A 25376-nucleotide genomic window follows, 5' to 3' on the forward strand; every position below is an offset into this window, starting at 1 on the left:
TCTGAATGCTTATTTGTTTTGGTTATTGATTCATTTTCTGAGATAGGATTATGGGGTAATGTTCTTTATTTATACTGACTAAAGCGGCTTTGAAGTGAAGCCTATTTAGGTATGAATGTAAGCATTGCCTCCTATCTCAGAAAAGTGAGTATAGGAGGCTTTTTTGTAGATTATTATTGATGGGGGAATTGATATGAAGCTTGAACAGCAAGAAATGAATATTTTACATTCTGATTCTGGTCCATACGGGATAGCCATTTCACACGAAGGAAAGGTATGGTTTACTCAACATAAAGCTAATAAGATTAGCTGTATTGATAAGAAGGGGCAAATTCAAGAGTATACTGTTCCGACACCTGATGCTGGAGTCATGTGTTTAACGGCGTCTTCAAAAGGTGATATCTGGTTTACAGAAAATAGAGCTAATAAGATAGGAAAATTGACAACAAAAGGGCAATTCATAGAATATCTTTTGCCACATCCAAATTCAGCCCCATATGGAATTACGGAAGGTCCAAACGGCGATATCTGGTTTACTGAGATGAATGGAAATCGTATAGGAAAATTGACATCAGAGGGCAAGATTCATGAATACGAACTGCCTAATGAAGGATCATATCCTTCTTTTATTACGTTGGGTTCGGATCAGTCACTTTGGTTCACTGAAAACCAGAACAATGCTATCGGCAAAATAACCGAATCAGGAGAGTTAACGGAATATCCAATTCCTACACCAGCAGCAGGACCAGTAGGGATTACAAAGGGGCATGACGATGCGCTTTGGTTTGTAGAAATCATGGGTAATAAGGTAGGTAAGATTACGGTTTCTGGTGAAATAACTGAATATGACATCCCTACACCAAATGCACGTCCCCATGCTATCGCTGCAGGAATGAAATCTGATTTATGGTTTACCGAATGGGGGGCAAATAAAATAGGAAGGCTGACAAGTGATCAAACAATTGAAGAATATACAATCAACACACCTAATGCTGAACCTCATGGCATTGGATGCGATAATGATGGTATAGTGTGGTTTGCCTTAGAATGTAACAAATTAGGAAAACTAAAGTTAACAAAATAATGAAAAAGGAGCCACCCTTTGCTCCTCAGGCTGTCGCCGTCGCTTTCGAATCTGGTTACTTAACGACCCCAATCTCTAAAGGATTATCTGACTGTGATATCTTTGGTGAAATCGCTCATAGGCGCTATCATCCTGCCCTGAAGTTTGTTTCCACAATGGTAATTTCATTGCGACAGTGAAAAAGACAGGTGCATTTGTCTGAACCGGCACATTTACGCATTCAACAACTGACCGCAAAGGCCATCATGTAAATCACCCCGCATGTATGGAGGCAAAATCGTTTGTCTATTTCAGGGAAAACGGAATGTGAGCGAACAAGTTCTCCTCGCAGCCGCGCACCCGGAAATGAAGAAGATTGCCATATACCTAGCCAACAGGGCTAGATATGTGGGTGCTTTTTTTCTGTTTCTAGAAACAGATCAATTGGTGTATGAAAATGTAAAACATAAAAAGCTTGCAGAAAAAACATGGTTTTCTCTACAAGCTGAAGATTACCTGTATCGTACAGGATATTTTTTATTATTTTCCGATGAATTGCTGTGTCCAGATGCTTCCAGACTCAACGTAGCCTACACCGATGTGAGTAAAGTTAGGGTTTAGAATGTTTTTTCTGTGTCCTTCACTGTTCATCCAAGCTTTTACTACTTCTTCTGGTGTCTTTTGGCCCTTAGCAATGTTTTCACCTGCTGTTTTGTAGCTGATTCCGAAAGATTTCATCATATCAAACGGTGAGCCGTAAGTTGGGCTTTGGTGATCAAAGTAGTTTTTGTCCTTCATGTCCTGAGATTTTGCGCGTGCAGATTTGCTTAACGTTTCATCAATTTGAAGCGGTTTTAAGCCTTGTTTTTGTCTTTCTGCATTAGTAAGCTCAACAACTTTTTTCTCATATGCACTTACAGATGAAGGCGCAGATGTTGTTGTGTTTGTTTTTTCAGCAGCTGCAGGTGCTTTAGAAGCAGCGTTTTGTTCAGTAGCAGCTGGTGCTTTAGAAGCAGTGTTTTTTTCAGCAGTCTTTTGCGCAGGTTTTGCAGTTTCAGTCTTTTGAACATCCTGAATGTTCATGTTAGATTGCTTCGCATATTTTTGAAGAAGCTGCTTGATCTCTTTTTCGTTTGCAGCGTCTAATGTTTTGATATTTGTTTTAATATGCAGTTTTTTCACTGCATCGTTAAGGGGCATGTTTTGCACAGTGTTCCCCGTTTTTACTGTTACCACATGCTGGCAGGAGAGTTCTTTCGCTGATGCTTGCTGTACGCCCCCGAATGTGAATAATCCAACCGCAGCGGCAGCAGATAAAATAAATGCTTTCTTCATTAGTTCATAACCTCCTAGAGTTGTTTGTTTCTACAAAAAAAATCATAACATAGCTTTTTTGTCATAAAGTATCCATCACTTTCCTTTGACAAAGAGAGATTGTCATTTTCGTAACCAATATGCGCATAACCGCTGAGAAGAAGGGAATCAGCTGCATTTCATATTATTATCGTACAGTTACATAGCTTCCTTTTATTTGAATCGTTAGTTATATTTTAATGTGTTTTTATATTGACAGCTTTTTTTATCCCTTTTTGCTGTAACAACTGTTACAAAGGTGTTAAAATTAATCTCAGTATATGTAAATATATTGAATGATTTGAGAGGGGTAACCAGAAGTGACTGAAATAGGGCGTGAACCAAAGAAAAAGCGCAAAGGAAACCGGGCAATTAGAATGAACTTTTTTTTCCTTGCTGTCTTTGTTCTATTCACTGCATTAATCTTTAAGCTTGGCGTTGTTCAAATTGTTGAAGGCGAACAGCATGAAGAAGACGCTGAGAAAGCAAATGCAAAAACAGCGTACTATCCCGCGCCGCGAGGAAAGATGTACGACAGAAACCAGAAAGTGGCTGTCGATAACCAAAGTGTGCCTGAAATTGTGTATGTTTCTACATCGAGCACAAAAACAGAAGATAAAATCAAAACAGCGAAGCGTCTGGCTGCTTTAATCCATATTGATACCGAATTTTTAAAGGAAAGAGATTTGCGTGATTACTGGATTGCATCTCATCCGAAAAAAGCCGCCGCTCTGCTTAAGGAATCTGAAAGCAACCTGAAAGGGGCCCAGGCTTACAAGCTTCAACTTGAGCGTGTGCCGAATCAAGAGCTGAAAGCTATTCAGCGAGATGATGAAGAAATGGAAATCGCTGCGATATATACAAGGTTTTCAAGCGGAAATGCTTACGAACCTCAAATTGTAAAGGCGATGAACCCAAATGAAAGCAACAGCAATGGAAAGAACGGAACGCTGCTTGATGAGAAGAAAAGCTCCACGCAACGACCAAAAAACGACTTAACATATGATGAAATTTCAATTGTTTCTGAGCATTTAGAAGAACTTCCGGGAATCGACATCGTAAACGATTGGACACGAAAATATCCTTATGACAAAACCCTCTATTCCGTTTTTGGAGGTGTCACGACACCTGATCAGGGCCTGCTGAGCGACCGGAAAGATTTCTACTTAACAAGAGGCTATGCGAATAATGACAGGGTTGGGAAAAGTTATATAGAGTATCAATATGAAGACTACTTAAATTCCCAAAAGGAAAAAGTGCAATATGTAGAAGATAATAAAGGAAATGTCGTCAGCCAAAAAACCATTGATAAAGGCAGCAGGGGATACGATCTTCAGCTTTCTTTTGACATGGAGCTTCAGGCGGAAGTGGAGAAAAGCATAGAAGAAGAATTGCTAAAAAGCCGTGCACGCGGTAACTACATGATTGACAGGGCCTTTGTTGTAATGATGGATCCTAATAACGGGGATGTACTGTCCATGGCAGGAAAAAAGATAGATTTAGAAACCAGCAAAATTGAAGATTATGCGATTGGTGCTTTTACAACACAATACGAAATGGGATCAGCAGTAAAGGGCGCCACTGTTCTTGCCGGCTATCAAGACGGTATACCGCATTATAAATATTTTGTTGATACACCTCTGTATTTTGCAGGTAATAACAAGCCGAAGAAATCCTACATGAACATGGGAACCATCAATGAATTAACGGCTTTGCAAAAAAGTTCAAACGTATATATGTTTAATGTCGCCATGCACATTGCCGGTGTAACATACAAGCCGCATGGACCTCTTCCTGCTGATCAGAAGGATTTGAACAAAATGAGAAATTACTACAGCCAGTTTGGCCTGGGCGTAAAGACAGGTATTGATCTGCCTCAAGAATCAGCTGGAATGCAAACTACACCTGATGCTGTAGGGGGGTTAATTTTAGACTTGGCAATCGGTCAATACGATACATATACACCTCTTCAAATGGCACAGTACATCTCATCAATTGCCAATGGAGGATACCGTATTCAGCCAAGAATTGTTACAAGTGTACACGAGCCCAACAATAAAGAGGGTCTTGGGAAAACAATTGAACAAAGAAAGCCAAACATTCTCAATAAAATTAACAACACAGAAAGTGACATACAGCAGGTAAAGACCGGAATGAAATTAGTTACCACTTCAGGGACAGCTAAAAATACGTTTACAGAAGATGTTTCAGGAAAAACAGGAACTGCTCAAACATTTTATTACGGAACAAACCGTAATTGGTGGGGAAAAAGCACGTATAATCTGACATTTGTCGGCTATTATCCGTCTAAAAATCCAAAAGTGGCATTTAGTGTCGTTGTACCTTCTGTAGCGAACGACCACGACCCGATCAACAAACTCATTGCCAAAAGAGCTATTCATGCCTACACAGAGCTCGAAAAGAAACACAGCAAAAAATAAAAAAGAGGGTGCACATCTGAAAGATTGTGTGCCCTTTCTTTTATTCAAAAATTGACGATCACCATAAGAATAGAAGGAGAATACTCATTTTCTAGCGAATCATACTAGGTAAAAGTCAATCTGTATATATCGAAACACGATGATCATGCAAAGGAGGGATTCTGTGGAACAGGATACGCAGCATGTTAAACCATTTCAAACAAAAACCGATATTCATGCAGTCTTGGCCTCTAATGGACGCATCATTTATATATCTGCCAACTCTAAACTGCATTTGGGCTATCTCCAAGGAGAGATGATTGGATCATTCCTCAAAACGTTTCTGCATGAGGAAGACCAATTTTTAGTTGAAAGCTATTTTTATAATGAACATCATCTGATGCCGTGCACCTTTCGTTTTATTAAAAAAGATCACACGATTGTGTGGGTGGAGGCTGCGGTAGAAATCGTTACGACAAGAGCTGAGCGGACAGAACGGGAAATCATTTTGAAAATGAAGGTTCTTGAAGAAGAAACAGGCCATCAATCCCTAAACTGCGAAAAACATGAAATCGAGCCTGCAAGCCCGGAATCGACTACATATATAACGGATGATTATGAACGGTTAGTTGAAAATCTCCCGAGTCCGCTATGCATCAGTGTCAAAGGCAAGATCGTCTATGTAAACAGCGCGATGCTTTCAATGCTGGGAGCGAAAAGCAAGGATGCCATTATTGGAAAATGGTCCTATGAATTTATTGAAGAAGAATATCATGATATCGTCAGAAACAGGATTATACGAATGCAAAAAGGAATGGAAGTCGGAATGATCGAACAGACGTGGAAAAGGCTTGATGGAACTCCTGTTCATTTAGAAGTGAAAGCGTCCCCGACCGTCTACAAAAACCAGCAGGCTGAACTGCTGCTGCTGATCGACATCTCTTCAAGGAAAAAATTCCAAACCATCCTGCAAAAAAGCCGTGAACGATATCAGCTGCTGATTCAAAATTCAATCGATACCATTGCGGTGATTCATAATGGCAAATGGGTATTTATGAATGAGTCGGGAATTTCACTGTTTGAAGCGGCTACCTATGAGGATTTAATTGGCAAAAACATATACGATCAGCTGCATCCTTGCGATCACGAGGATGTAAAAGAGAGAATCCGAAACATCGCCGAGCAAAAAACAGAGTCAGAAATTGTCAAGCAATCCTGGTTCACCTTCCAGAACAGGGTCATCTATACGGAGATGGTCTGCATTCCGACGACCTTTTTTGGTGAAGCGGCTGTCCAAGTCATTCTTCGGGACATTTCAGAGAGAAAACAAACAGAAGAATTGATGCTAAAATCGGAAAAACTATCAATCGCAGGTCAGCTTGCGGCGGGAATCGCCCATGAAATCCGCAACCCGCTGACAGCGATCAAAGGATTTTTGCAGCTGATGAAACCGACGATGGAAGGGAATGACCACTACTTTGATATTGTATTTTCTGAACTCAGCCGCATCGAATTAATACTCAGTGAACTGCTAATGCTGGCAAAACCCCAGCAAAATGCCGTTAAAGAATATTTGAACTTGAAAAAATTAATTGGTGAGGTATCGGCCCTGTTAGAAACGCAGGCAAATTTGAATGGCATTTTTATCAGAACCAGCTATGAAAAAGACAGCATTTATATAAACGGAGATCAAAACCAATTAAAACAGGTATTCATTAATTTAATTAAAAATGCAGTTGAATCGATGCCTGACGGGGGAACAGTAGACATTATCATAACGGAGGATGAGCATTCTGTTCATGTCACTGTCAAAGATGAAGGGGAAGGCATACCTGAAAAGGTGCTGAACCGGATTGGAGAACCATTTTTAACGACAAAAGAAAAAGGCACGGGGCTTGGACTGATGGTGACATTTAATATTATTGAAAATCATCAGGGAGTCATCCATGTAGACAGCCATCCCGAAAAAGGCACAGCGTTTAAAATTTCATTTCCCAAAAAATAAAACAACGGCTTAAACGCCGTTGTTTATCGTCTGCATTGATTCCCGTTTTTTTAATACAAATAATTCTAAACGGTCCAGGCCTTCTCTTAGCGTGTCCAGCGAGTATGCGAAAGACAGCCTCACATATCCTTCACCATACTTTGAGAACGAGCTGCCCGGCACGAGTGCCACACCAGCATCCTCCAAAAGAGCCATACTAAAATCAAATGAAGACATTCCAAATGATTTAATAGAAGGGAAGATATAAAACGCGCCAGACGGTTTTACAACGTCAAGTCCCATGGAAACAAGACGGTCATACACATAGTCCAGACGTTTTTTGTATTGCTCCCTCATAATTAGGGCGTCATCAAAGCCGTTTGTCACAGCTTCAAGCGCGGCTTTTTGGGAAATCGAAGACGCACATGACACATTGTATTGATGAACCTTTAAAATGTGCTTTGCAATGTCTTTCGGTGCAAATAAAAATCCAATTCTCCATCCGGTCATGCTGTGTGATTTTGACAAGCCGTTAATGACAATCGTTTGATCCCGCAAATGGGTTGCGATAGAGTAATGCGGTCTGTCATATGTTAATTCACTGTATATTTCATCAGACAATACGAATACATTTCTGCCTTTTAAAAGGGCGGCGATGCTTTTCAGCTCTTCTTCAGATAAAGTCACGCCGGTAGGGTTTGACGGATAAGGAAGCACCACACACTTGGTGTTAGGAGTCAGAGCATCTTCAATCAGCCGGGCAGTAAGCTTAAAGCCGTGTGACGTAGTATCAACAATGACAGGCTTGGCGCCGCACAAATTGATAATAGGTTCATAGCCTGGATAAATCGGGCCTGGCATAATCACTTCATCACCGGGAGATAAAATTGTCCGGAATGCAGCATCAATGGCTTGGCTTGCGCCTGTTGTGATGATGATTTCAGATTCAGCATCATAGTTGAAATCTGCTTTTTTCTTCATATAAAGCTGCACAGCTTGTCTCAGCTCGAGGTAGCCGGCGTTCGGCGTATATGACGTCACGTTTTCATCAATGGCTTTTTTTGCGGCAGCTTTCACGTGATGCGGCGTGAAAAAATCAGGCTGGCCGATTGTAAGTGAAATGACATCTTCGTGTTGAGCTACAAGATTTGAGAATTTGCGTATTCCTGAAATTTCAATCTCTCTTGCTTTCGGATTCAGCAAATGTTCCATAATTCATCACCTTAACAAATATAATGAGTTTATCCTATTTTACCACTAGCTGATCATTTGTCACCTGTTTAGCCGATATATTTCGATTGTATGCGCCTATTTTCTAAACATACCTTTCTTTTCAGAAAAAAAGAAGACAACCAGCGATTTGATTGTCTTTATTGTATCATGTTCTATTATTGTTTATATGTGCCAATTTCATTAATAACCATAATCAAAATGAAGGTCTTCGTGCCAAATCATATACGGGGGATGCTCTTCTTGAAGGTCAGCTGATTCTTTCTTCATATGCAGATAAGTCTCTTCACTGATATCTTCTAAAACAGTCATTTCATTTTCTTTAAATATTACTAAGGTACCCATTATTTACACCCTTCTTTGGAAAAATCCTTGACTATTTTATCACTGTTAGTTGGAAAGTCAATGGTTATTAGGAAAAAAGTTTCTTTTTTTGAGAATCGCGGCGTAACGCTCCCAGAATCCGATTTTGAAGTGCCATGCCATTCACTTTTTACAATTTACGCCGATATATACAGTACAATACTGAATGCGAATAGCGAGGGATTGAATTGTCGTTACAACAATACGAAATTTTATTGGATTCAGGTACAAATGAATTAGAAATTGTGAAGTTTGGCGTGGGCGATAATGCTTTCGGAATTAACGTCATGAAGGTAAGGGAAATTATTCAGCCAGTCGAGGTGACATCAGTGCCTCACTCCCATCAGCATGTAGAAGGAATGATTAAGCTCAGAGGAGAAATTCTTCCTGTGATCAGCCTCTTCTCATTTTTTGGAGTTGAGCCTGACGGATCAAAAGACGAGAAATATATCGTGACTGAATTTAATAAACGGAAAATTGTTTTTCATGTCGGATCTGTTTCTCAAATTCACCGAGTGTCTTGGGAATCAATTGAAAAGCCGACATCGTTAAATCAAGGAATGGAGCGGCACCTTACCGGAATTATTAAGCTCGAAGACCTGATGATCTTTTTGCCTGACTATGAAAAAATTATTTATGACATCGAATCAGACTCAGGTGTGGAAACGTACAATATGCATACCGAGGGCTTCGATGAAAGAAGAACTGATAAAAAGCTTATCATTGTAGAGGACTCACCGCTCTTGATGCGCCTCTTGCAGGATGAATTAAAAGAAGCAGGGTACAACAATATCTCTTCGTTTGAAAACGGAAAAGAGGCATATGACTACATTATGAACCTTGCTGAAAACGAAACTGATTTATCAAAACAGATTGATATGATCATCACTGATATTGAAATGCCAAAAATGGACGGGCACAGGCTCACAAAGCTCCTGAAAGAAAATCCGAAAAGCTCAGACGTGCCGGTTATGATTTTCTCATCATTAATTACGGATGATTTGCGTCACCGCGGAGAAGTCGTTGGCGCAGATGAGCAAATCAGCAAGCCTGAGATCAGTGATTTGATTAAAAAAGTGGATACGTATGTCATCGAATAAATAAAAACAGCCGGTGCCTGAAGGGGCACGGCTGTTTTTATTTTAAAAGTAACTCTCGCCAAGTTTTTTAAAGACAGGTTTATGATAAGCTGGCTGCTGGCGATTTGGCACAAGCGGCTTTTCTTTCATGCCGACATATTCTTGCAATAGGTGTTTCGCTTTTGTTAAAGACATATGAGCTTTAGGATTTCGGTACGATTGATTAAGTGTACCTAAATGCGGAAGATGTTCGAAGTCTTCTTTAGTTGGAGGCATGTGAAAATAGTAGTCTCCGATTGAGATAAGCACGTCCGATTGCTGTTGGCTGAACCTTGGATTTTTTGAAAAATGAAGCCCTATTTTCTTTCCTTTACCTTCTTTGACAAGCTTTTGCAAAGCCCGTTTTTTCAGCAGATATAGGTATTTAGGGTTGGGGGCGGTTTTTGCATGGCGGTTCACAGTGTAAACTGCTTTTGAAAGATTTTCTACGGTTGGCTGCAGATCTTTCGTATATGCATGGTCGTCCATTATTTCTCTCCTTTGCTCTTATCAAATTCTATATGATTAGATTATACTTTTTTAAAGTTGAAATGCAAATATTGAATGTAAAAATGCGCTTTTTTCTGAGAAAAAAAGCGCATTTTTAACGTATATTATACAGATCTTACTTTCTTCTTCGGCTGCTCTTGAAATGCTTCCTGAACATTCACTTCCGCAGCCTGTGCACTGTATTTTGGCAGTGCAACAAAATAAAAAATAAAAACAAGCAGGATGATAACGCCCATGCCGTAATAAAGATAATCAATGTTTGAAACGAACTTAGGGAATAACAGCGCAACTAAGCCGAGTGTCAAAGACTGTGCAAACATCATAAAAGGGTCCTGCAAGCCGCTTACACGTCCCATCAGCTTTGGATGAACAATCTTTGGCATCCATCCTCCGATTGCAATGTTGATCGGTCCGATGCACATTCCCAGGGCAAAAGCTGCCGCGTAATACACCCATAAAACATTCGTGTAGCCGAGGACGAAAATCAGTAAGCCTGCAATGAAAATCGGTATCGACATTAAAAAGTGCGGCTTCACTTTTTTAGAGATGATCGTGCCTATTACACTTCCAGCCAGCAGCCCAAACCCGAGTGCGATCGTAAATACAGATGTATGCCACTCATAACGGTCAGGTGCCAATCCGTATTTCATTGTAAACATCGGCAATACGGCGAATCCTCCGTTGACAAATCCAAATATGAAGAAACCGAAAATAAGAGATGCCAGCAGTTTGTTTTTTAAAATATAGAGAATGCCTTCCCTAAAATCATTTATTGAATCTTTAACAGAAGCTTTTCTCCAGCTGAATGCACCGTTTGGCTGTCGGGCTTCTTTCGGAATCCGGCAGCTGCGGATCAGCAGCCCGGAAATGATAAAGCTGACAAAATCAAGAATAATGGCGCCTTCAATTCCGATTGTGTTGTACATAACAGCGCCTATTCCGACTCCGAACACCATAAAAATACTAAAAAGCATCTGGTTAAGCCCTGCCGCTTTCGCATAATGCTCCTTCGGCAAGATAGCTTGTACCAAACTGTTTTCTGCCGGAAAGAAAAACTTCGTTACAGCGCTTCTGACAAATAAAATAAAGAAAACAAGAGGAATATTGCCGGTAAATAAAGTGAAAAAAAGAACGACAGTCAGGCCGGCTCTGATCCAATCACAGTTTTCCGCGACCTTTTTTCTGTCAAAACGGTCCGCGACGACTCCCACGATCAGAAATACAAATACGGTAGGAAGAGAATACATCAGCTCCGCCAAGGTCGTATATGAAGGCTGGCTGCTGAAGCGGTCCAGCAAGAAAAAAGCAAATGCCATGTTGCCTACTGTCGTGCCCATTTGAGAAGCGAGTGCTGCGAAAAATAGACGAACAAAATTACGATTTTTAAATATATCCATAAAAACGCTCCTTACCCTAAAGGTCCCACTTTATCATATTATAAACCGCCTGTTTTTGAAACAAATAAGAAAACATTACCGGTTAATGGTGACTCTTGTTCCGTTTGGCACAATTGAAGCGAGTTCGATCACGTCTTTGTTATGCATGCGAATGCAGCCTTTAGAAACAGCTTTGCCAATCGAAGCGGGATTATTCGTCCCGTGTATTCCGTAGTGCTGCTTTGAAAGGCTTAGCCAATAAGCGCCAAATGGGCCCCCGGGATTGGGCTGGCGGTTAATAATGTAAAACTCGCCAGTGGGCGTTTGCGTCAGTATTTTACCAACGGCGATGGGATAGGTTTTCATTACCCGATTATTTTGGAACAGCGTAAGGGTCTTCGCTCCGATTGAGACTGCGATATGATACGGAATCGTATTGGGGTCCGGCAGACCGGGTATGACAATGCGTTGTCCCGCAGTGATCCCTGCCTGCAGTGACGGATTAGCCTGTATTAATGCAGCGGTGCTGATTCTGAAATCAGCTGCGATGCTGTTCAGTGTATCACCTTGCTTCACCTGGTACGTAAGCAGTTTCCTCACCCTCTCTTTTTACTTATAAGTATTGATGAGGAGCCCATCCTGCTACATTAATTTGTGCTTTTTAAGGTAAAGACAGTGATTTCAGGTTTGGCCAGAAACCGCAAAGGCAGTCTGGTCATCCCGAGGCCGCGATTTACGTAAATATGGGTGCTGCCTGTTTGATACATTCCCTCTGTGTAGACATTTCCATATGGAGGCGTAATAATCGGTCCGTAAAAAGGCAGCTGAATCTGGCCGCCGTGTGTATGGCCGGAAAGCTGAAGATTCACCGGATAGCCTGTTGTGTTCAAGGCTGCATCAGGTTCATGGACGAGCAGAATGGAAAAAAGTCTGTCGCTTAGCCTTGATAGGATGCCTTCATAATCTGGGTTTCCGAGCATTAAGTCATCAAGAAATGCAATCTCGATTTCGCTGCCATCTGTGAGCGACAATGTTTGATAGCCATTGCGGTGTACCGTAAAACCGCCGGCTGTCATCAGGCTTTTGTATACGGCAGTTCCATAGCCTCCGTGATCATGATTGCCGTAAATACAAAGCTTGCCGAAGGGCGCATTCAGTTTTTTCAACAATGGAATCACTGCCTGGTGTTGCAGATACGTATCAGGATTATCGATGATATCACCGGTAAAAACAATGAGATCAGGCTTACATTCATTAATTGTCAGAATGACAGTTTTTAAGTCTTCAAGAGTAAAATAATCACTCAAGTGCGTATCACTGAACTGCACGATTTTAAAACCGTCAAATCCATGCGGGATGAGAGAGCTTTTTATTGTGTGTTCGGTTGTCTCAATCATATGCGGCTCCAGGTATCTGGCATAGCCGTATCCTCCGCCGGCCGTTAAAGCCCCGGCGGCAAGAGCGCCGAACATTCCTTTTAGAAATTGCCTTCTGGACATCTTTTTCATTTCAAACCAACCTTTAATAGAGTTTTTCTATTATATCATCTGTATCTTAAAAAAATCTCATGTCAGCATGTACTGACAGAAGCAGGCATATAATGATAGAATAATATTGAATGAATACTCATTCATAACAGGAGGGAGAATCATGGAAAAAAAGGCGGTTATCATTACCGGCGGGTCAAGCGGCATGGGAAAAGCAATGGCAAAAAAACAGGCTGAATTAGGCTGGTACGTCATGGTGACAGGGCGGAACCAGGAAGCACTTGAGGAAACGAAAAGAGAAATTGAGACCTTTGAGGGGCAGGTCGCATGTTTTCAAATGGATGTCCGTTCTGATTCGGCCGCTTCAGAAATGATTACAGAAGCGATAAAAGCCTTTGGCCGGCTTGACGCGCTGATTAACAATGCGGCCGGAAACTTTATTTGTCCGGCAGAAAAGCTGACGCCCAATGGATGGAAAGCCGTCATTGAGATTGTTTTAAACGGCACATTCTTTTGCAGCCAAGCCGCGGCAAAGCATTGGATCGAGCAGCAGAAGAAGGGTGTCATTTTAAATATGGCCGCCACATACGCTTGGGGAGCAGGAGCGGGGGTCGTTCATTCCGCTGCGGCTAAAGCAGGGGTATTGTCACTGACAAGAACGCTGGCCGTTGAGTGGGGAAGCCAATACGGAATCCGAACAAACGCCATCGCACCCGGCCCAATTGAACGAACAGGAGGTGCGGAAAAGCTTTTTGAATCGGAAAAAGCGATGGCCCGCACAATGAACAGTGTACCGCTGGGCCGGCTGGGCACGCCGGAGGAAATCGCTTCTTTGGCCGCGTTTTTGCTTTCTGACGAAGCATCCTATATAAACGGGGATTGTATCACAATGGATGGGGGGCAATGGCTGAATCCTTATCCGTTTTAAAGCATATTAATCTATGGATTCAATGTGGTATAATCAGACAAAGATAGAGAAGCAGGTGATAACATGTTGGATCCACTTGATATTTTAACGAACATTGATGATGTCCTTCCATATTACCAGGCGATTTTCAGTGCCGAGGAACAGAAGATCGTCGGATATGAGGTGCTCGGACGAATTTTGGCAGATTCAGAAATCCAAAGTCTCGGGCCTTTCTTTTTAGATGCAGGGATACCTGAAGAATATAAACTAGAGGTTGATAACAGAATTATCCGCCAGGCTCTTGACCGCTTTTTAGAAGCGGATTCTGATCTGCTGATTTTTATGAATCAGGATGCCAATCTCCTAATGCTTGATCATGGTGAAAGCTTTCTGGAGCTTCTGAAAGAATATGAAGCAAAGGGAATCGAACTCCATCGGTTTGTGCTTGAAATTACAGAGCACAATTTTGAAGGGGATATTGAGCAGCTCTACCATATGCTTGCCTACTATCGTACATACGGAATTAAAATCGCAGTTGATAACATCGGAAAAGAAAGCAGCAACTTGGACAGAATCGCACTGCTCTCACCAGATCTGTTGAAAATCGATTTGCAGGCGCTGAAAGTATCACAGCCATCACCGTCATATGAGCATGTGCTTTACAGCATATCTTTATTAGCGAGAAAAATCGGTGCGGCGCTGCTGTATGAAGACATTGAGGCGAACTTCCAGCTTCAATACGCTTGGAGAAACGGGGGCCGCTATTTTCAGGGCTATTACTTGGTGTCTCCGTCTGAAACGTTTCTAGAGAGAGATGTATTGAAACAAAGACTTAAAACTGAATTTCACCAATTTATCACACATGAGAAAAAGAAGCTTGAAACCGTCTATGAGCACTCTGAACAGTTTTACAAACGAGTGCATCAGGCTGTAACGTCTTTGCGAAAAAACAATCTATCTTCTGATGATGACTTTATTAAAAAGCTGGCGGAAGAGCTGACAGATTGCAGCTTTAGAATTTACATGTGTGATGAAGAAGGCGATCAGCTGACGGGAAATGTGTTTAAACAGGATGGAGAATGGGTGTACCAGCCGGAATATGCGGAAAAGAACTGGAGCTGGCGACCTTATTTTCTGGAGAACATTATGAGGATGAGAAATCTCAGAAAAGGATTTTTCAGTGATTTGTACAGTGATTTGGAAACAGGTGAAATGATTAGAACGTTTTCGTATCCGATGGATGATCAGATGTATTTATTTATAGACTTGCCTTATTCTTATTTATATGAACAGGATGGACTGATTTAAGCGGCTGAATGGCCGTTTTTTTTTATATGAATTGAAAAAAATATCAAAAAACGATTGACATTGATACTGAGAATCATTATCATTTAATTATAGAGAGAAGCTACTCTCTGTTCCCCAACCCCTCTATCAGATCAAGATCCGAAAAAGCTTGGCGCTACCCCCGCCAAGTTTTTTTATTTGCCAAAGCATAAGACAATCTAACGAAACAATAAACCTTACTAGTGGAAAACGTTCTGGGAGGAACAAAAATGTTCTTTCAGCGTGCGAACACCCCGACTCAATGCAGCAGCGGCCGTGCAAGAGCTATTAGGCGGCAAATTCGGCAAGAAGTCCACTCTGATCATTACATATTCCAATCGTTTAATTTACGAAGCAAGAACAACATGAAAGCCGCTTTGCGATCTCGTATCCAGTATGACTGCTGAGAAGTTTGGCCACGTGGAACTTCACCAGGAATTTCAAAAAAAATTTGCTGAAATTGCAAAAAAGCTTCTTGACTCTGCGGGCATATGAAAAAAAACATAATTGTGTGCATGACATTCCAAAAAAAGCCTCAAACTAATTAAAAATAGTTTTTTCACATTTTTTCTTTTCTTAAATTTCAGCAGTGAAAATGCCATCCTGTACGACTTTATGGTATGATGCTCAATAGAACTTGTATTATAATAAATACTTGTTGATTTGAAGTTGCTTTTTGAAAGGAGTCTTTTTTTAGAATGTCACAATTAATGGGTATCATCACACGGCTGCAAAGTCTGCAAGAAACAGCGGAAGCGGCTAACGAGCCAATGCAGCGTTATTTCGAAGTAAATGGTGAGAAAATATGCAGTGTTAAATATTTCGAAAAAAATCAAACGTTTGAGCTGACGGTTTTCCAAAAAGGTGAAAAACCTAACACATATCCGTTTGATAATATCGACATGGTTTCCATCGAAATCTTTGAACTTCTTCAGTAAGATTCCTGATATAGGGTGAACAAGCTTCCGCTTTTGCAAAAAGTAATCGCAATAAACGATAAGGAACATACTTGTTTCATGGTTGTAAATCCTTGAAAAGGAGTGTCGTCATGGCTGATTCTTTTCTGTTTTATAATCTTTCAGAAGCACAGATGACCTTTCAAGATGTGATGGAACGGCTTAAAGCCTTTGTTCGAAAGGACCCCCGTTCTTCCTATGTGTTATCGATCGGAACCGATTCACAGGTCTACCGCGATTACACAAAGTTTATTACCGCATTGCATTTGCATCGTACAGGCAAGGGAGCTTGGGGCTGCTTGAAAAATCATACAGTCGACAGACCCATACATAGCCTTCGGGAGAAGATTTCGTTAGAAACGGCGTACAGCCAAGAAACGGCCGCTCATATTCTTGATGGGCACTTAATGGATATTACCGATCTGCTCCTGCCCTTTACCGGTGAGGGGGCGGATCTTACCTTTGAGGTTCATTTGGATATTGGGAAAAAAGGACTTACAAAAGAACTGATCCAAGAAATGACAGGACGTATCACTTCCATGGGGATTGAGGCGAAAATAAAGCCGGATTCATACACTGCCTTCAGCTATGCAAATCGTTTCACAAAATAATTCCGGCTGAAAAGCCAAGGGAAATGTCGAATTATGCGGTTGACGTTTGTTTTCTGATTACTTATTCTAGCGGTAGAGCTGAAAGTAAGTTGTCTTGCTTTCAGAGGTATTCAGTATAAAACAGGGGGCCTGATTGCGAATGAGTCTTATCGGTGAACGATTTACAGAAGAAGAACAAAAACTTCTGCTGAATATCCTGATCAACCATGAATATGCCATCGAGCTTTTAAGCAGTGAGATCAACGATATAGAGACAGGAACCAAAAACGTTGACGGAACCACCTACAAAAAACTTGTAACGCTATACGACCGATTTCGATTTGAAAATTAATGGAGCACCCTATAATTGATACTCGCCCAAAGAGTATCTTTTTTATTGAAAGGAAACTTTTCGACAAATACTGATAAAGTTTATATTATTGTAATATAGGGAATGTATTGTTGATGAAAATGAAAAGGGGTCGAAAACATGATAAGCTTACAATCAGACCAGCTTCTTGAGGCAACAGTCGGACAATTTATGATTGAGGCGGACAAAGTAGCGCACGTTCAAGTCGGCAATAACCTTGAGCACGCATTATTAGTGCTGACAAAAACCGGATACACAGCCATTCCAGTTCTTGATGCTTCCTATCGTTTACATGGTTTAATCGGTACAAATATGATCATGAACAGCATTTTCGGGCTTGAGCGAATTGAATTTGAAAAGCTTGACCAGATTACTGTCGAGGAAGTCATGGTCACCGATATTCCGCGTCTTCATATAAATGATCCAATTATGAAGGGGTTCGGCATGGTCATTAATAACGGATTTGTCTGTGTTGAAAATGATGAGCAGGTGTTTGAAGGAATTTTTACGAGAAGAGTGGTTTTAAAGGAATTGAATAAGCACATACGCTCATTAAACAAGTAGGCTTTACGGCCTATTTTTATTATATTGGCAGAGCAACTAAGAAAGCGCATACATAATTTAAACCAGAATAGGGCTTGAATCAGAAACAAAGATTTTATTAGAATGGGAGATAAGAAAAACTTATTGATCATAAAAAGGAGGACGACATGCAGCTTCAAGAGCTTCATATGCTCGTAGTTTTAGCTGAGGAGTTAAATATGAGAAAGGCGGCGGAACGGCTTTTTGTATCTCAGCCGGCTTTATCTCAGCGCTTACAAACAATTGAAAAGGCGTGGGGCACAAAAATCTTTTTAAGATCCCAAAAAGGATTAACGGTAACGCCGGCCGGTGAGAAAATCATTCAGTTTGCGAATGATGTGACGTTAGAGCAGGAAAGAATAAGAGAAAATATTGATGAGCTTGAAGGTGAAATTCACGGCACATTGAAGCTTGCCGTCGCCTCCATAATCGGCCAGCATTGGCTCCCTAAAGTCCTGAAGACGTATGTGGAAAAGTATCCGAATGCAAAGGTCTCGCTCATTACCGGCTGGAGCAGCGAAATGCTGAAAAGCTTATATGAGGATCAGGTTCATATCGGCATTATAAGAGGCAACCCTGAGTGGAAGGGCCGTAAAGATTACTTAATGACAGATCACCTTTATTTAGTGGACACTGAAATTTCCTGCATCGAAGACATTGCCCATACAGAACGGCCGTTTATCCAATTTAAAAGCGACAGCACTTATTTTCAGGAAATTCAGCACTGGTGGCATCAAAAATTTAAAACGTCTCCAAAACAGACAATATTGGTTGATCAGATTGAAACGTGCAAACAGATGGCGTTGCACGGAATCGGTTATGCCATTTTGCCGTCTGTTACCCTGCAAAACGAAGATAAAGTCAACAAAATGCCTCTGTTAGACACGAAGGAGCAACCAATCGGACGGGATACATGGCTATTAGGCTATGAACCTGCCTTTGAGCTGAAGCAAGTTCAAGCTTTTGTACAAGTGATAAAGGATATGCTGGATCAGGAAAATCCATTTTAAAGACAGCGATATGCTGTCTTTTTTTATTTATATATTGACAATGAAAATCATTATCATTTAAAGTGATACATATGATATTGAAAATCATTATCAATTGATGAGGTGATAACATGGCTAAAGCCTTGATTACATATGCCAGCATGTCAGGAAATACAGAAGACATTGCTGCAATTATAAAAGAAACGCTTCAAGAATATGAGTTGGATATCGATTGTGTCGAGATAGATGATGCGGATGTGTCTGCTCTGACATCCTATGATTATGTGCTGATTGGCACGTATACATGGGGCGACGGCGACCTGCCTTACGAAGCGGAGGATTTTTTTGAAGAGGTCAAACAGCTTCAGCTTAATGGCTTAAAAACAGCCTGCTTCGGATCTGGTGATTATTCATATCCGAAGTTTTGTGAAGCGGTCAATTTGTTCAGTGACATGCTGCAAGAGGCGGGAGCTGCTGTTTACCAGGAAACATTAAAAATCGAACTGGCGCCTGAGACAGATGAAGATGTAGAAAGCTGCCGAGCGTTTGCGAGAGGTTTTCTTGCATGGGCAGATTATATGAACAAGGAAAAAAGCCATGTTTCATAAAGGAGCGACTGCTGTCACGGCGTCGGCATTTTCTGGTTATTTTGTGGCGGTACAAAGAGAAGGCATTTTTCATTATTCCTTGGAGCAGGGCTGGAGAAAGCTTTTTCGTTTGAAAAGCAAAATTCATTGCATCAGTTACATAGGGCCGTACTTATTTGGCGTAGGTGAAAAGGGAACTGTCATTCGATCGTCTGACGAAGGGAAAACCTGGACGATGTCTAGCTTTCCGACAAATGCAACAGTGTGGGCGATTACCGGCCGAAACGACGGGTTTGTCTGCGCCCACGGCAAGCATTGCATTTATGTATCGGATGATTTTGGGGTTTCGTGGCGTGTAGCCAAGCCTTTTGCGGATTTTGATAACCCGCCTGTTATCCGTTCGTTATGCCTGCACGGCGGCAGCCTTTTCATTGGCACACAAATACACGAATATTTTGGAGGCATTTGGGCTTACGACTTTAAACGTGACACTGTCCAAATCGTTAAGAAAGAGGAAAGCCGGATGACGGCATCCATGCTCGTGTTCAATGAAAATTGGCTGGTGGCGGCGATGGGTTCTGTGAAAGGAAAGCACGGTGCTGTCACTGTTAGGAATATTTTGACTGACGAAGAATTCACCATACAATCCAGCATGATCAGAAAAGAAGAATCATTTCTTGATATTTCAGAGGATGATGGAATCATATATGTTACCACCACGCAAGATGAAAATGGTTATTCGAGAATTTACCAGGCTGATCTCGAAGCCAGGGCGTTAAAATGGTTCGATACCATTAAAGGGCATGGGTGGAGAGTGGCCAATCAGAAAGAGAATTTCTTTTGTGCAGGCTTGTATGAATGTAAATTTGTCCAGCCGTACGAAGTTTCAGCAATGATTCATTAGAGGAGGAAAATAGAATTGGGGAAGATATTGCTCGTTTATGCAACAATGTCAGGCAACACTGAAGCAATGGCAGATTTGATTGAAAAGGGGCTTCAGGAGGCGGAAGCGGAAGCAGACCGTTTCGAAGCGATGGATATTGATGATGCACAGCTGTTTAACGACTATGATCATATCATTATGGGAACCTATACGTGGGGTGACGGAGATCTGCCTGATGAATTTTTAGACCTTGCTGAAGACATGGATGAGATTGATTTCTCCGGCAAAACATGCGCTGTATTCGGTTCCGGTGATACAGCATATGAATTTTTCTGCGGAGCGGTTGATACGCTTGAAGCAAAAATAAAAGAACGCGGAGGCGAAATTGTTCTGCCTTCGGTAAAAATCGAAAATAATCCAGAAGGTGAAGAAGAGGAAGAATTAATGGAGTTCGGGAGACAATTCGCAAAGAAAAGCGGATGCGCTGTCTGATCACCCAATGGGAACTGCTAAAGCGGCTGTTCCTTTTTTTCTTGTCTTTGTATCTTTCCTTTGATACAGTAATGAGGTAGAAAATCAGGAGGAGGACTTTACATATGAAAATGATGGACGCAAATGAAATTATTTCATTTATTCAAAATAGTACAAAATCTACACCTGTAAAGGTTTACGTGAAAGGTGAGCTGGAAGGAATCAATTTCGGCGAATCTGCGAAAGCTTTTATCAACGGAAACACTGGTGTCGTTTTCGGTGAATGGAGCGAAATCCAAACAGCAATTGAAGAAAATCAAAGCAAAATCGAAGACTATGTGGTTGAAAATGACCGCCGCAATTCTGCGATTCCAACACTTGATCTTAAAAATATCAAAGCGCGTATCGAGCCGGGCGCGATCATCCGCGACCAAGTTGAAATCGGTGATAACGCAGTCATCATGATGGGTGCTTCTATCAATATCGGCTCAGTCATCGGTGAAGGTACAATGATTGATATGAACGTTGTACTGGGCGGACGAGCTACTGTTGGTAAAAACTGCCATATCGGCGCGGGTTCTGTACTTGCGGGCGTTATTGAGCCGCCATCCGCTAAACCGGTTGTCATTGAAGACGACGTTGTGATCGGCGCAAATGCCGTTGTGCTTGAAGGCGTAACAGTAGGTAAAGGAGCCGTTGTTGCTGCGGGAGCGATCGTAGTAAACGATGTTGAGCCATACACTGTTGTTGCAGGAACACCTGCTAAAAAAATCAAAGACATTGATGAGAAAACAAAAGGCAAAACTGAAATCAAGCAGGAATTACGCCAGCTGTAAGGAATGATTTGATAAAAAGGGCGTGGATAATATATCCACGCCTTATTCGTATAGGCAGGAGGAATGAAAATGAAGAAAGAGGAGCTCATCGCAATCCGCAGAGATCTGCACCGTATACCGGAGCTTGGATTTCAGGAGTTCAAAACCCAACAGTATTTATTAAATGTCTTGGAACAATACCCGCAAGACAGAATTGAAATTGAGAAATGGCGAACAGGGCTTTTTGTAAAGGTGAACGGGACGGCGCCGGAAAAAATGCTGGCGTACAGAGCGGATATCGACGCACTTTCCATTGAAGAGCAGACCGGTCTTCCATTCGCATCAGAGCATCACGGCAACATGCACGCCTGCGGACACGATTTGCATATGACGATTGCACTCGGCATTATTGACCATTTTGTTCACCACCCGGTCAAACATGATTTGCTTTTTCTGTTCCAGCCCGCAGAGGAAGGGCCTGGCGGTGCAGAACCAATGCTCGAGAGCGATGTATTAAAAAAGTGGCAGCCTGATTTCATCACTGCGCTGCATATTGCTCCAGAGCTGCCTGTAGGCACCATCTCGACAAAAAGCGGCCTCCTTTTTGCGAATACATCAGAGCTTGTCATCGATCTGGAAGGCAAAGGGGGACATGCAGCCTATCCGCATTTGGCTGAGGACATGGTTGTAGCAGCAAGCACACTTGTCACCCAGCTACAAACGATCATCTCTAGAAACACAGATCCGCTGGACAGTGCCGTCATTACAGTTGGTACCATTACCGGCGGTTCAGCGCAAAATATCATCGCGCAAACAGCTCACCTGGAAGGCACGATCCGTACGCTTTCTGAAGAATCGATGAAGCAGGTAAAGGAACGGATTGAAGATTTGGTAAAAGGAATCGAAATTGGGTTCCGCTGTAAAGGAAAAGTGACATATCCGTCTGTGTATCACCAAGTTTACAATACGAGCGGACTGACAGAAGAATTTATGTCTTTCGTTGCTGAACACCAACTGGCAACAGTAATTGAAGCAAAAGAAGCAATGACTGGAGAGGATTTTGGCTACATGCTGAAAAAATATCCCGGCTTCATGTTTTGGCTCGGCGCTGATTCTGAACATGGGCTTCATCACGCAAAGCTGAATCCTGATGAAAATGCGATAGAAACAGCGGTTAACGTCATGACAGGTTATTTTTCTGTTTATGCCAATTAAGTACAAATGAAAGAATAAAATTCCATAAAATGAGCACTCTAGTAAACGGAGGTGTTCAATATGGCTAAAAAAATAGGAATTGAACAATCGTTATCAGATGTAGAAGCTGCATTAAAAGAAAAAGGATATGACGTTGTAATGATGAAAAGCCCTGCCGATGCAAAAGGCTGTGACTGCTGTGTCGTAACAGGTCTTGATAATAATGTGCAAGGGATAGCCGATACGGTAACACAAGCACCTGTCATTACAGCTTCCGGGATGACTGCTGAAGAAATTTGCAGCGAAGTTGAAAGCAGAATTCAGTAAAATAAAAACCGAAGCAAAGAGCTTCGGTTCTTTTTATTTATTCTGTTTCTTTAGGAAAAGCGCGGTCAAGCGCGTTTTTTATTTCTTTTCTCAGCACTCGCTCGACCCGCCACTGTTCCATATTTTCTGTTTTGGCGATGATTCTGATCACAATTTCAGAGGTTCCCAGTTCTTGAATTCCGATGACATTGGGGCCTTCTTTTATTTGCGGGAGAGCGGCTGCCGTTTCATCACATACTTGCTGTAAAATGTGGATCATTTCATCAATGTTTCTTTCAGTCGGCACTTTAATATCAACCAGAGCCTGCATTGTTCCCCGAGAATGATTGCTCACGTTTGTAATGTTTCTGTTTGGGATGTAATGCAGTGTTCCGTCAAAGCTGCGGACTTGAGTTGTTCTTAAGCCAACCTGCTCGACAATTCCGTTAAAGGTGGAAACGGTAATATAATCTCCAACATCCAATTGTTTTTCAAGCAGAATAAAAAAACCTGTCACGATGTCGCTGACAAGCCCTTGGGCGCCAAATCCGACAGCCAGTCCGACGATTCCTGCTCCCGCTAAAAGGGCGCTTGGATCGTAATGAAACAGATCCAGAACCATGACGAAGAATATAAAAATCAGTATGTAAGCAAATATGTTAAGGGTCAGGCTTCGGAGCGTATGTGCACGTCCGATAGACAAGCTGTTCTGCTCCTCGAATTTTGCAAACAGATGTTTAATGATTTTCATGCCTAATGATCGAACGATAAAATAGAGCAATATCATAATGACGAGTTTAATGAGCAGAACACCTGCATTTGTAATCAGTCCAGCCCAATCGTATTGTTTAATAAAATCCATGTTGGTGCTCCTTTTCTGAATTGATTGCTGCACGTTGAGATTTGTTACCCTATACATGAACATGTTAAACGTTTTATTTGAAAATGTCGAAGCCAAAGACATGCAAGATTTGTTAAAAATTGACTCGGGAAATCTCCTCCTATATAATGGGCATTGTGATGTTATTAACGTAATATGGATAAAAATCCTTTATTTTCATGTGAATCCGGCTTTTAAGCCAAACTATAAATTGGAGGGATACATATGGCGGAACGTATGGTAGGTAAACAAGCTCCTCGTTTTGAAATGGAAGCAGTCCTTGCAAGTAAAGAATTTGGCAAAGTAAGTCTTGAGGAAAACATGAAAAAAGATAAATGGACAGTGCTGTTCTTCTATCCGATGGATTTCACTTTTGTTTGTCCGACAGAAATTACAGCAATGTCTGAGCGCTATGACGAATTCGAAGATCTTGATGCAGAAGTAATCGGGGTTTCTACTGATACAATCCATACTCATTTGGCGTGGATTAATACAGACCGAAAAGAAAACGGCCTTGGCCAGCTGAAATATCCGCTTGCTGCTGATACAAACCACGAGGTATCCCGTGAATATGGCGTATTAATCGAAGAAGAAGGTGTGGCCTTGCGGGGATTGTTTATTATCAATCCTGAAGGCGAGCTCCAATATCAAACGGTTTTCCATAATAACATTGGCCGTGATGTTGATGAAACGCTTCGTGTTCTTCAAGCGCTGCAAACTGGCGGACTCTGCCCGGCCAACTGGAAACCAGGCCAAAAAACACTTTAATTCTTTCTAAGAACGAAAAAGGGTCTAACATATTCGTTAGGCCTTTCTGTTTAATAGGAGGGAAAAGCAATGAAATTACGTCAGCCAATGCCTGAATTAACAGGGGAAAAAGCTTGGTTCAATGGTGAAGTAACGAGAGAGCAATTGATCGGGGAAAAGCCGACGCTTATTCATTTCTGGTCCATCAGCTGCCATCTGTGCAAAGAAGTGATGCCGCAAGTGAATGATTTTCGTGATAAATATCAAGATAAACTGAACGTTGTAGCTGTGCATATGCCTCGTTCCGAAGATGACCTTGATCTCGAAAAAATTAAAGATGTAGCTGCTGAACACGACATTACTCAGCCGATTTTTGTCGACAGTGATCATGCTTTAACCGATGCATTTGAAAATGAATATGTGCCTGCATACTATGTGTTTGATCAAACAGGACAGCTCCGTCACTTCCAAGCCGGAGGGAGCGGCATGAAAATGCTTGAAAAACGTGTGAATCGCGTTCTGGCTGAAATAGAACAGGCATCTGAATAGTTCTTCATAAAAAACCTGATCTCTTCAGGTTTTTTTATTTGTGCAAGAAAGTAATCGGAGAAGAGTAAGAAGCTTATTTTTCCAAATTTGGGCATAGGAAATGGTGATTTGTTTGATTGATACGCTAAAAAAACTGCTATTTTTTTATGTTTTTCCTCAATTTTAGATAAATTTCATATCCCATAACTCGAAAATTGTAGATATTACACTAAATTTCATTAAAGAAGTAAGTAAAATATATATTTTCAACATTATACCAATTGAATTCGAAAGACCCTCAACCCCTTGTGAATAAAGGACTCTTTTGAAAAATAAAACAT

27 protein-coding genes and 1 pseudogene are annotated in these 25376 nt (G+C 41.4%); 20 read left to right on the forward strand and 8 right to left on the reverse strand.

The window, feature by feature from the left end:
* Nucleotides 1–193 precede the first annotated feature (193 nt).
* A complete protein-coding gene (locus LWH95_RS11655) occupies nt 194–1084 on the forward strand; it encodes a Vgb family protein (protein WP_232919642.1) in 891 nt (296 codons plus the stop codon).
* Between the two features lie 519 nt (nt 1085–1603).
* On the opposite strand, the gene LWH95_RS11660 is transcribed toward LWH95_RS11655, so the two are convergent.
* Nucleotides 1604–2398 (reverse strand): CAP domain-containing protein, encoded by a 795-nt coding sequence (locus LWH95_RS11660; RefSeq protein ID WP_232919643.1) that lies wholly within the window; start codon nt 2396–2398, stop codon nt 1604–1606.
* A 338-nt stretch (nt 2399–2736) separates the two neighbouring features.
* Here LWH95_RS11660 and LWH95_RS11665 point away from each other — a divergent pair, with 338 nt between their 5' ends.
* Both LWH95_RS11665 and kinA read left to right on the forward strand, forming a co-directional pair.
* On the forward strand, nt 2737–4857 hold the full coding sequence (locus LWH95_RS11665) for a peptidoglycan D,D-transpeptidase FtsI family protein (protein ID WP_232919644.1): 2121 nt from the start codon (nt 2737–2739) through the stop codon (nt 4855–4857).
* 163 nt (nt 4858–5020) lie between these two features.
* Complete coding sequence (gene kinA, locus LWH95_RS11670; protein WP_003238947.1) at nt 5021–6841, forward strand: sporulation histidine kinase KinA; 1821 nt, start codon at nt 5021–5023, stop codon at nt 6839–6841.
* A 9-nt stretch (nt 6842–6850) separates the two neighbouring features.
* On the opposite strand, the gene LWH95_RS11675 is transcribed toward kinA, so the two are convergent.
* Together LWH95_RS11675 and LWH95_RS11680 are read right to left on the reverse strand one after the other, a co-directional pair.
* Nucleotides 6851–8032: an aminotransferase A gene (locus LWH95_RS11675; RefSeq protein ID WP_003238945.1), complete on the reverse strand. Its 1182-nt coding sequence runs from the start codon at nt 8030–8032 to the stop codon at nt 6851–6853.
* Between the two features lie 201 nt (nt 8033–8233).
* Nucleotides 8234–8395: a hypothetical protein gene (locus LWH95_RS11680; protein ID WP_003238943.1), complete on the reverse strand. Its 162-nt coding sequence runs from the start codon at nt 8393–8395 to the stop codon at nt 8234–8236.
* Between the two features lie 206 nt (nt 8396–8601).
* On the opposite strand from LWH95_RS11680, the gene cheV reads away from it, so the two are divergent.
* Entirely contained in the window at nt 8602–9513 is a 912-nt protein-coding gene (gene cheV, locus LWH95_RS11685) for a chemotaxis protein CheV (RefSeq protein WP_032732103.1), read from the forward strand.
* A gap of 42 nt (nt 9514–9555) precedes the next feature.
* Here cheV and LWH95_RS11690 read toward each other — a convergent pair whose 3' ends face one another.
* The 4 genes from LWH95_RS11690 to LWH95_RS11705 form a co-directional block, all read right to left on the reverse strand.
* Nucleotides 9556–10020 (reverse strand): YkyB family protein, encoded by a 465-nt coding sequence (locus tag LWH95_RS11690; protein WP_003238939.1) that lies wholly within the window; start codon nt 10018–10020, stop codon nt 9556–9558.
* Between the two features lie 125 nt (nt 10021–10145).
* Nucleotides 10146–11438: an MFS transporter gene (locus tag LWH95_RS11695; RefSeq protein ID WP_232919645.1), complete on the reverse strand. Its 1293-nt coding sequence runs from the start codon at nt 11436–11438 to the stop codon at nt 10146–10148.
* A gap of 75 nt (nt 11439–11513) precedes the next feature.
* Nucleotides 11514–12008, reverse strand: coding sequence for a L,D-transpeptidase family protein (locus tag LWH95_RS11700; RefSeq protein WP_080030847.1), 495 nt, complete (start codon nt 12006–12008; stop codon nt 11514–11516).
* A gap of 56 nt (nt 12009–12064) precedes the next feature.
* A complete protein-coding gene (locus LWH95_RS11705) occupies nt 12065–12925 on the reverse strand; it encodes a metallophosphoesterase (protein ID WP_060398519.1) in 861 nt (286 codons plus the stop codon).
* Between the two features lie 142 nt (nt 12926–13067).
* Here LWH95_RS11705 and fadH point away from each other — a divergent pair, with 142 nt between their 5' ends.
* The 14 genes and pseudogenes from fadH (at nt 13068) to LWH95_RS11775 (ending at nt 22901) form a co-directional block, all read left to right on the forward strand.
* Complete coding sequence (gene fadH / locus LWH95_RS11710) at nt 13068–13832, forward strand: 2,4-dienoyl-CoA reductase (RefSeq protein ID WP_060398520.1); 765 nt, start codon at nt 13068–13070, stop codon at nt 13830–13832.
* Nucleotides 13833–13895: 63 nt separating this feature from the next.
* Nucleotides 13896–15119, forward strand: a complete 1224-nt coding sequence (locus LWH95_RS11715; protein ID WP_003238927.1) for an EAL domain-containing protein — start codon at nt 13896–13898, stop codon at nt 15117–15119.
* A 261-nt stretch (nt 15120–15380) separates the two neighbouring features.
* A pseudogene (locus LWH95_RS11720) lies at nt 15381–15566 on the forward strand (manganese catalase family protein); the annotation flags it as partial.
* Nucleotides 15567–15835: 269 nt separating this feature from the next.
* Nucleotides 15836–16075 (forward strand): YkuJ family protein, encoded by a 240-nt coding sequence (locus tag LWH95_RS11725; RefSeq protein WP_003218671.1) that lies wholly within the window; start codon nt 15836–15838, stop codon nt 16073–16075.
* A gap of 110 nt (nt 16076–16185) precedes the next feature.
* The gene (locus LWH95_RS11730) at nt 16186–16704 is read left to right on the forward strand and encodes a ribonuclease H-like YkuK family protein (protein ID WP_003218672.1); all 519 of its coding nucleotides are present in this window, start codon (nt 16186–16188) and stop codon (nt 16702–16704) included.
* Between the two features lie 133 nt (nt 16705–16837).
* A complete protein-coding gene (gene abbA, locus LWH95_RS11735; RefSeq protein WP_010886502.1) occupies nt 16838–17035 on the forward strand; it encodes an AbrB antirepressor AbbA in 198 nt (65 codons plus the stop codon).
* Between the two features lie 138 nt (nt 17036–17173).
* Nucleotides 17174–17617: a cyclic-di-AMP-binding protein CbpB gene (gene cbpB / locus LWH95_RS11740; protein ID WP_003238922.1), complete on the forward strand. Its 444-nt coding sequence runs from the start codon at nt 17174–17176 to the stop codon at nt 17615–17617.
* A gap of 146 nt (nt 17618–17763) precedes the next feature.
* Entirely contained in the window at nt 17764–18645 is an 882-nt protein-coding gene (gene ccpC / locus LWH95_RS11745) for a transcriptional regulator CcpC (RefSeq protein ID WP_003238920.1), read from the forward strand.
* A 110-nt stretch (nt 18646–18755) separates the two neighbouring features.
* Entirely contained in the window at nt 18756–19232 is a 477-nt protein-coding gene (locus tag LWH95_RS11750; RefSeq protein ID WP_232919646.1) for a flavodoxin, read from the forward strand.
* The gene (locus LWH95_RS11755) at nt 19222–20115 is read left to right on the forward strand and encodes a WD40/YVTN/BNR-like repeat-containing protein (RefSeq protein WP_060398522.1); all 894 of its coding nucleotides are present in this window, start codon (nt 19222–19224) and stop codon (nt 20113–20115) included. The genes LWH95_RS11750 and LWH95_RS11755 overlap by 11 nt, the downstream gene beginning before the upstream one ends.
* Before the next feature lie 15 nt (nt 20116–20130).
* Nucleotides 20131–20586, forward strand: a complete 456-nt coding sequence (locus LWH95_RS11760; RefSeq protein ID WP_003238914.1) for a flavodoxin — start codon at nt 20131–20133, stop codon at nt 20584–20586.
* Nucleotides 20587–20690: 104 nt separating this feature from the next.
* A complete protein-coding gene (gene dapD, locus LWH95_RS11765; RefSeq protein WP_003238912.1) occupies nt 20691–21401 on the forward strand; it encodes a 2,3,4,5-tetrahydropyridine-2,6-dicarboxylate N-acetyltransferase in 711 nt (236 codons plus the stop codon).
* Nucleotides 21402–21470: 69 nt separating this feature from the next.
* Nucleotides 21471–22595, forward strand: coding sequence for an N-acetyldiaminopimelate deacetylase (locus LWH95_RS11770; RefSeq protein ID WP_232919647.1), 1125 nt, complete (start codon nt 21471–21473; stop codon nt 22593–22595).
* 60 nt (nt 22596–22655) lie between these two features.
* Entirely contained in the window at nt 22656–22901 is a 246-nt protein-coding gene (locus tag LWH95_RS11775) for a YkuS family protein (RefSeq protein WP_003238909.1), read from the forward strand.
* Between the two features lie 37 nt (nt 22902–22938).
* On the opposite strand, the gene mscT is transcribed toward LWH95_RS11775, so the two are convergent.
* Nucleotides 22939–23742 (reverse strand): small-conductance mechanosensitive channel protein MscT, encoded by an 804-nt coding sequence (gene mscT / locus LWH95_RS11780; RefSeq protein ID WP_003238907.1) that lies wholly within the window; start codon nt 23740–23742, stop codon nt 22939–22941.
* A gap of 243 nt (nt 23743–23985) precedes the next feature.
* On the opposite strand from mscT, the gene ahpA reads away from it, so the two are divergent.
* On the forward strand, nt 23986–24528 hold the full coding sequence (gene ahpA / locus LWH95_RS11785) for a biofilm-specific peroxidase AhpA (RefSeq protein WP_019258276.1): 543 nt from the start codon (nt 23986–23988) through the stop codon (nt 24526–24528).
* Nucleotides 24529–24597: 69 nt separating this feature from the next.
* Nucleotides 24598–25056 carry a TlpA disulfide reductase family protein gene (locus tag LWH95_RS11790; RefSeq protein ID WP_148981675.1) on the forward strand — a complete coding sequence of 153 codons (459 nt, stop codon included), beginning with the start codon at nt 24598–24600 and terminating at the stop codon, nt 25054–25056.
* Nucleotides 25057–25376 lie beyond the last annotated feature (320 nt).

Source organism: Bacillus sp. G16, assembly GCF_021282335.1.
In the GTDB taxonomy this organism is placed as follows: domain Bacteria; phylum Bacillota; class Bacilli; order Bacillales; family Bacillaceae; genus Bacillus; species Bacillus inaquosorum.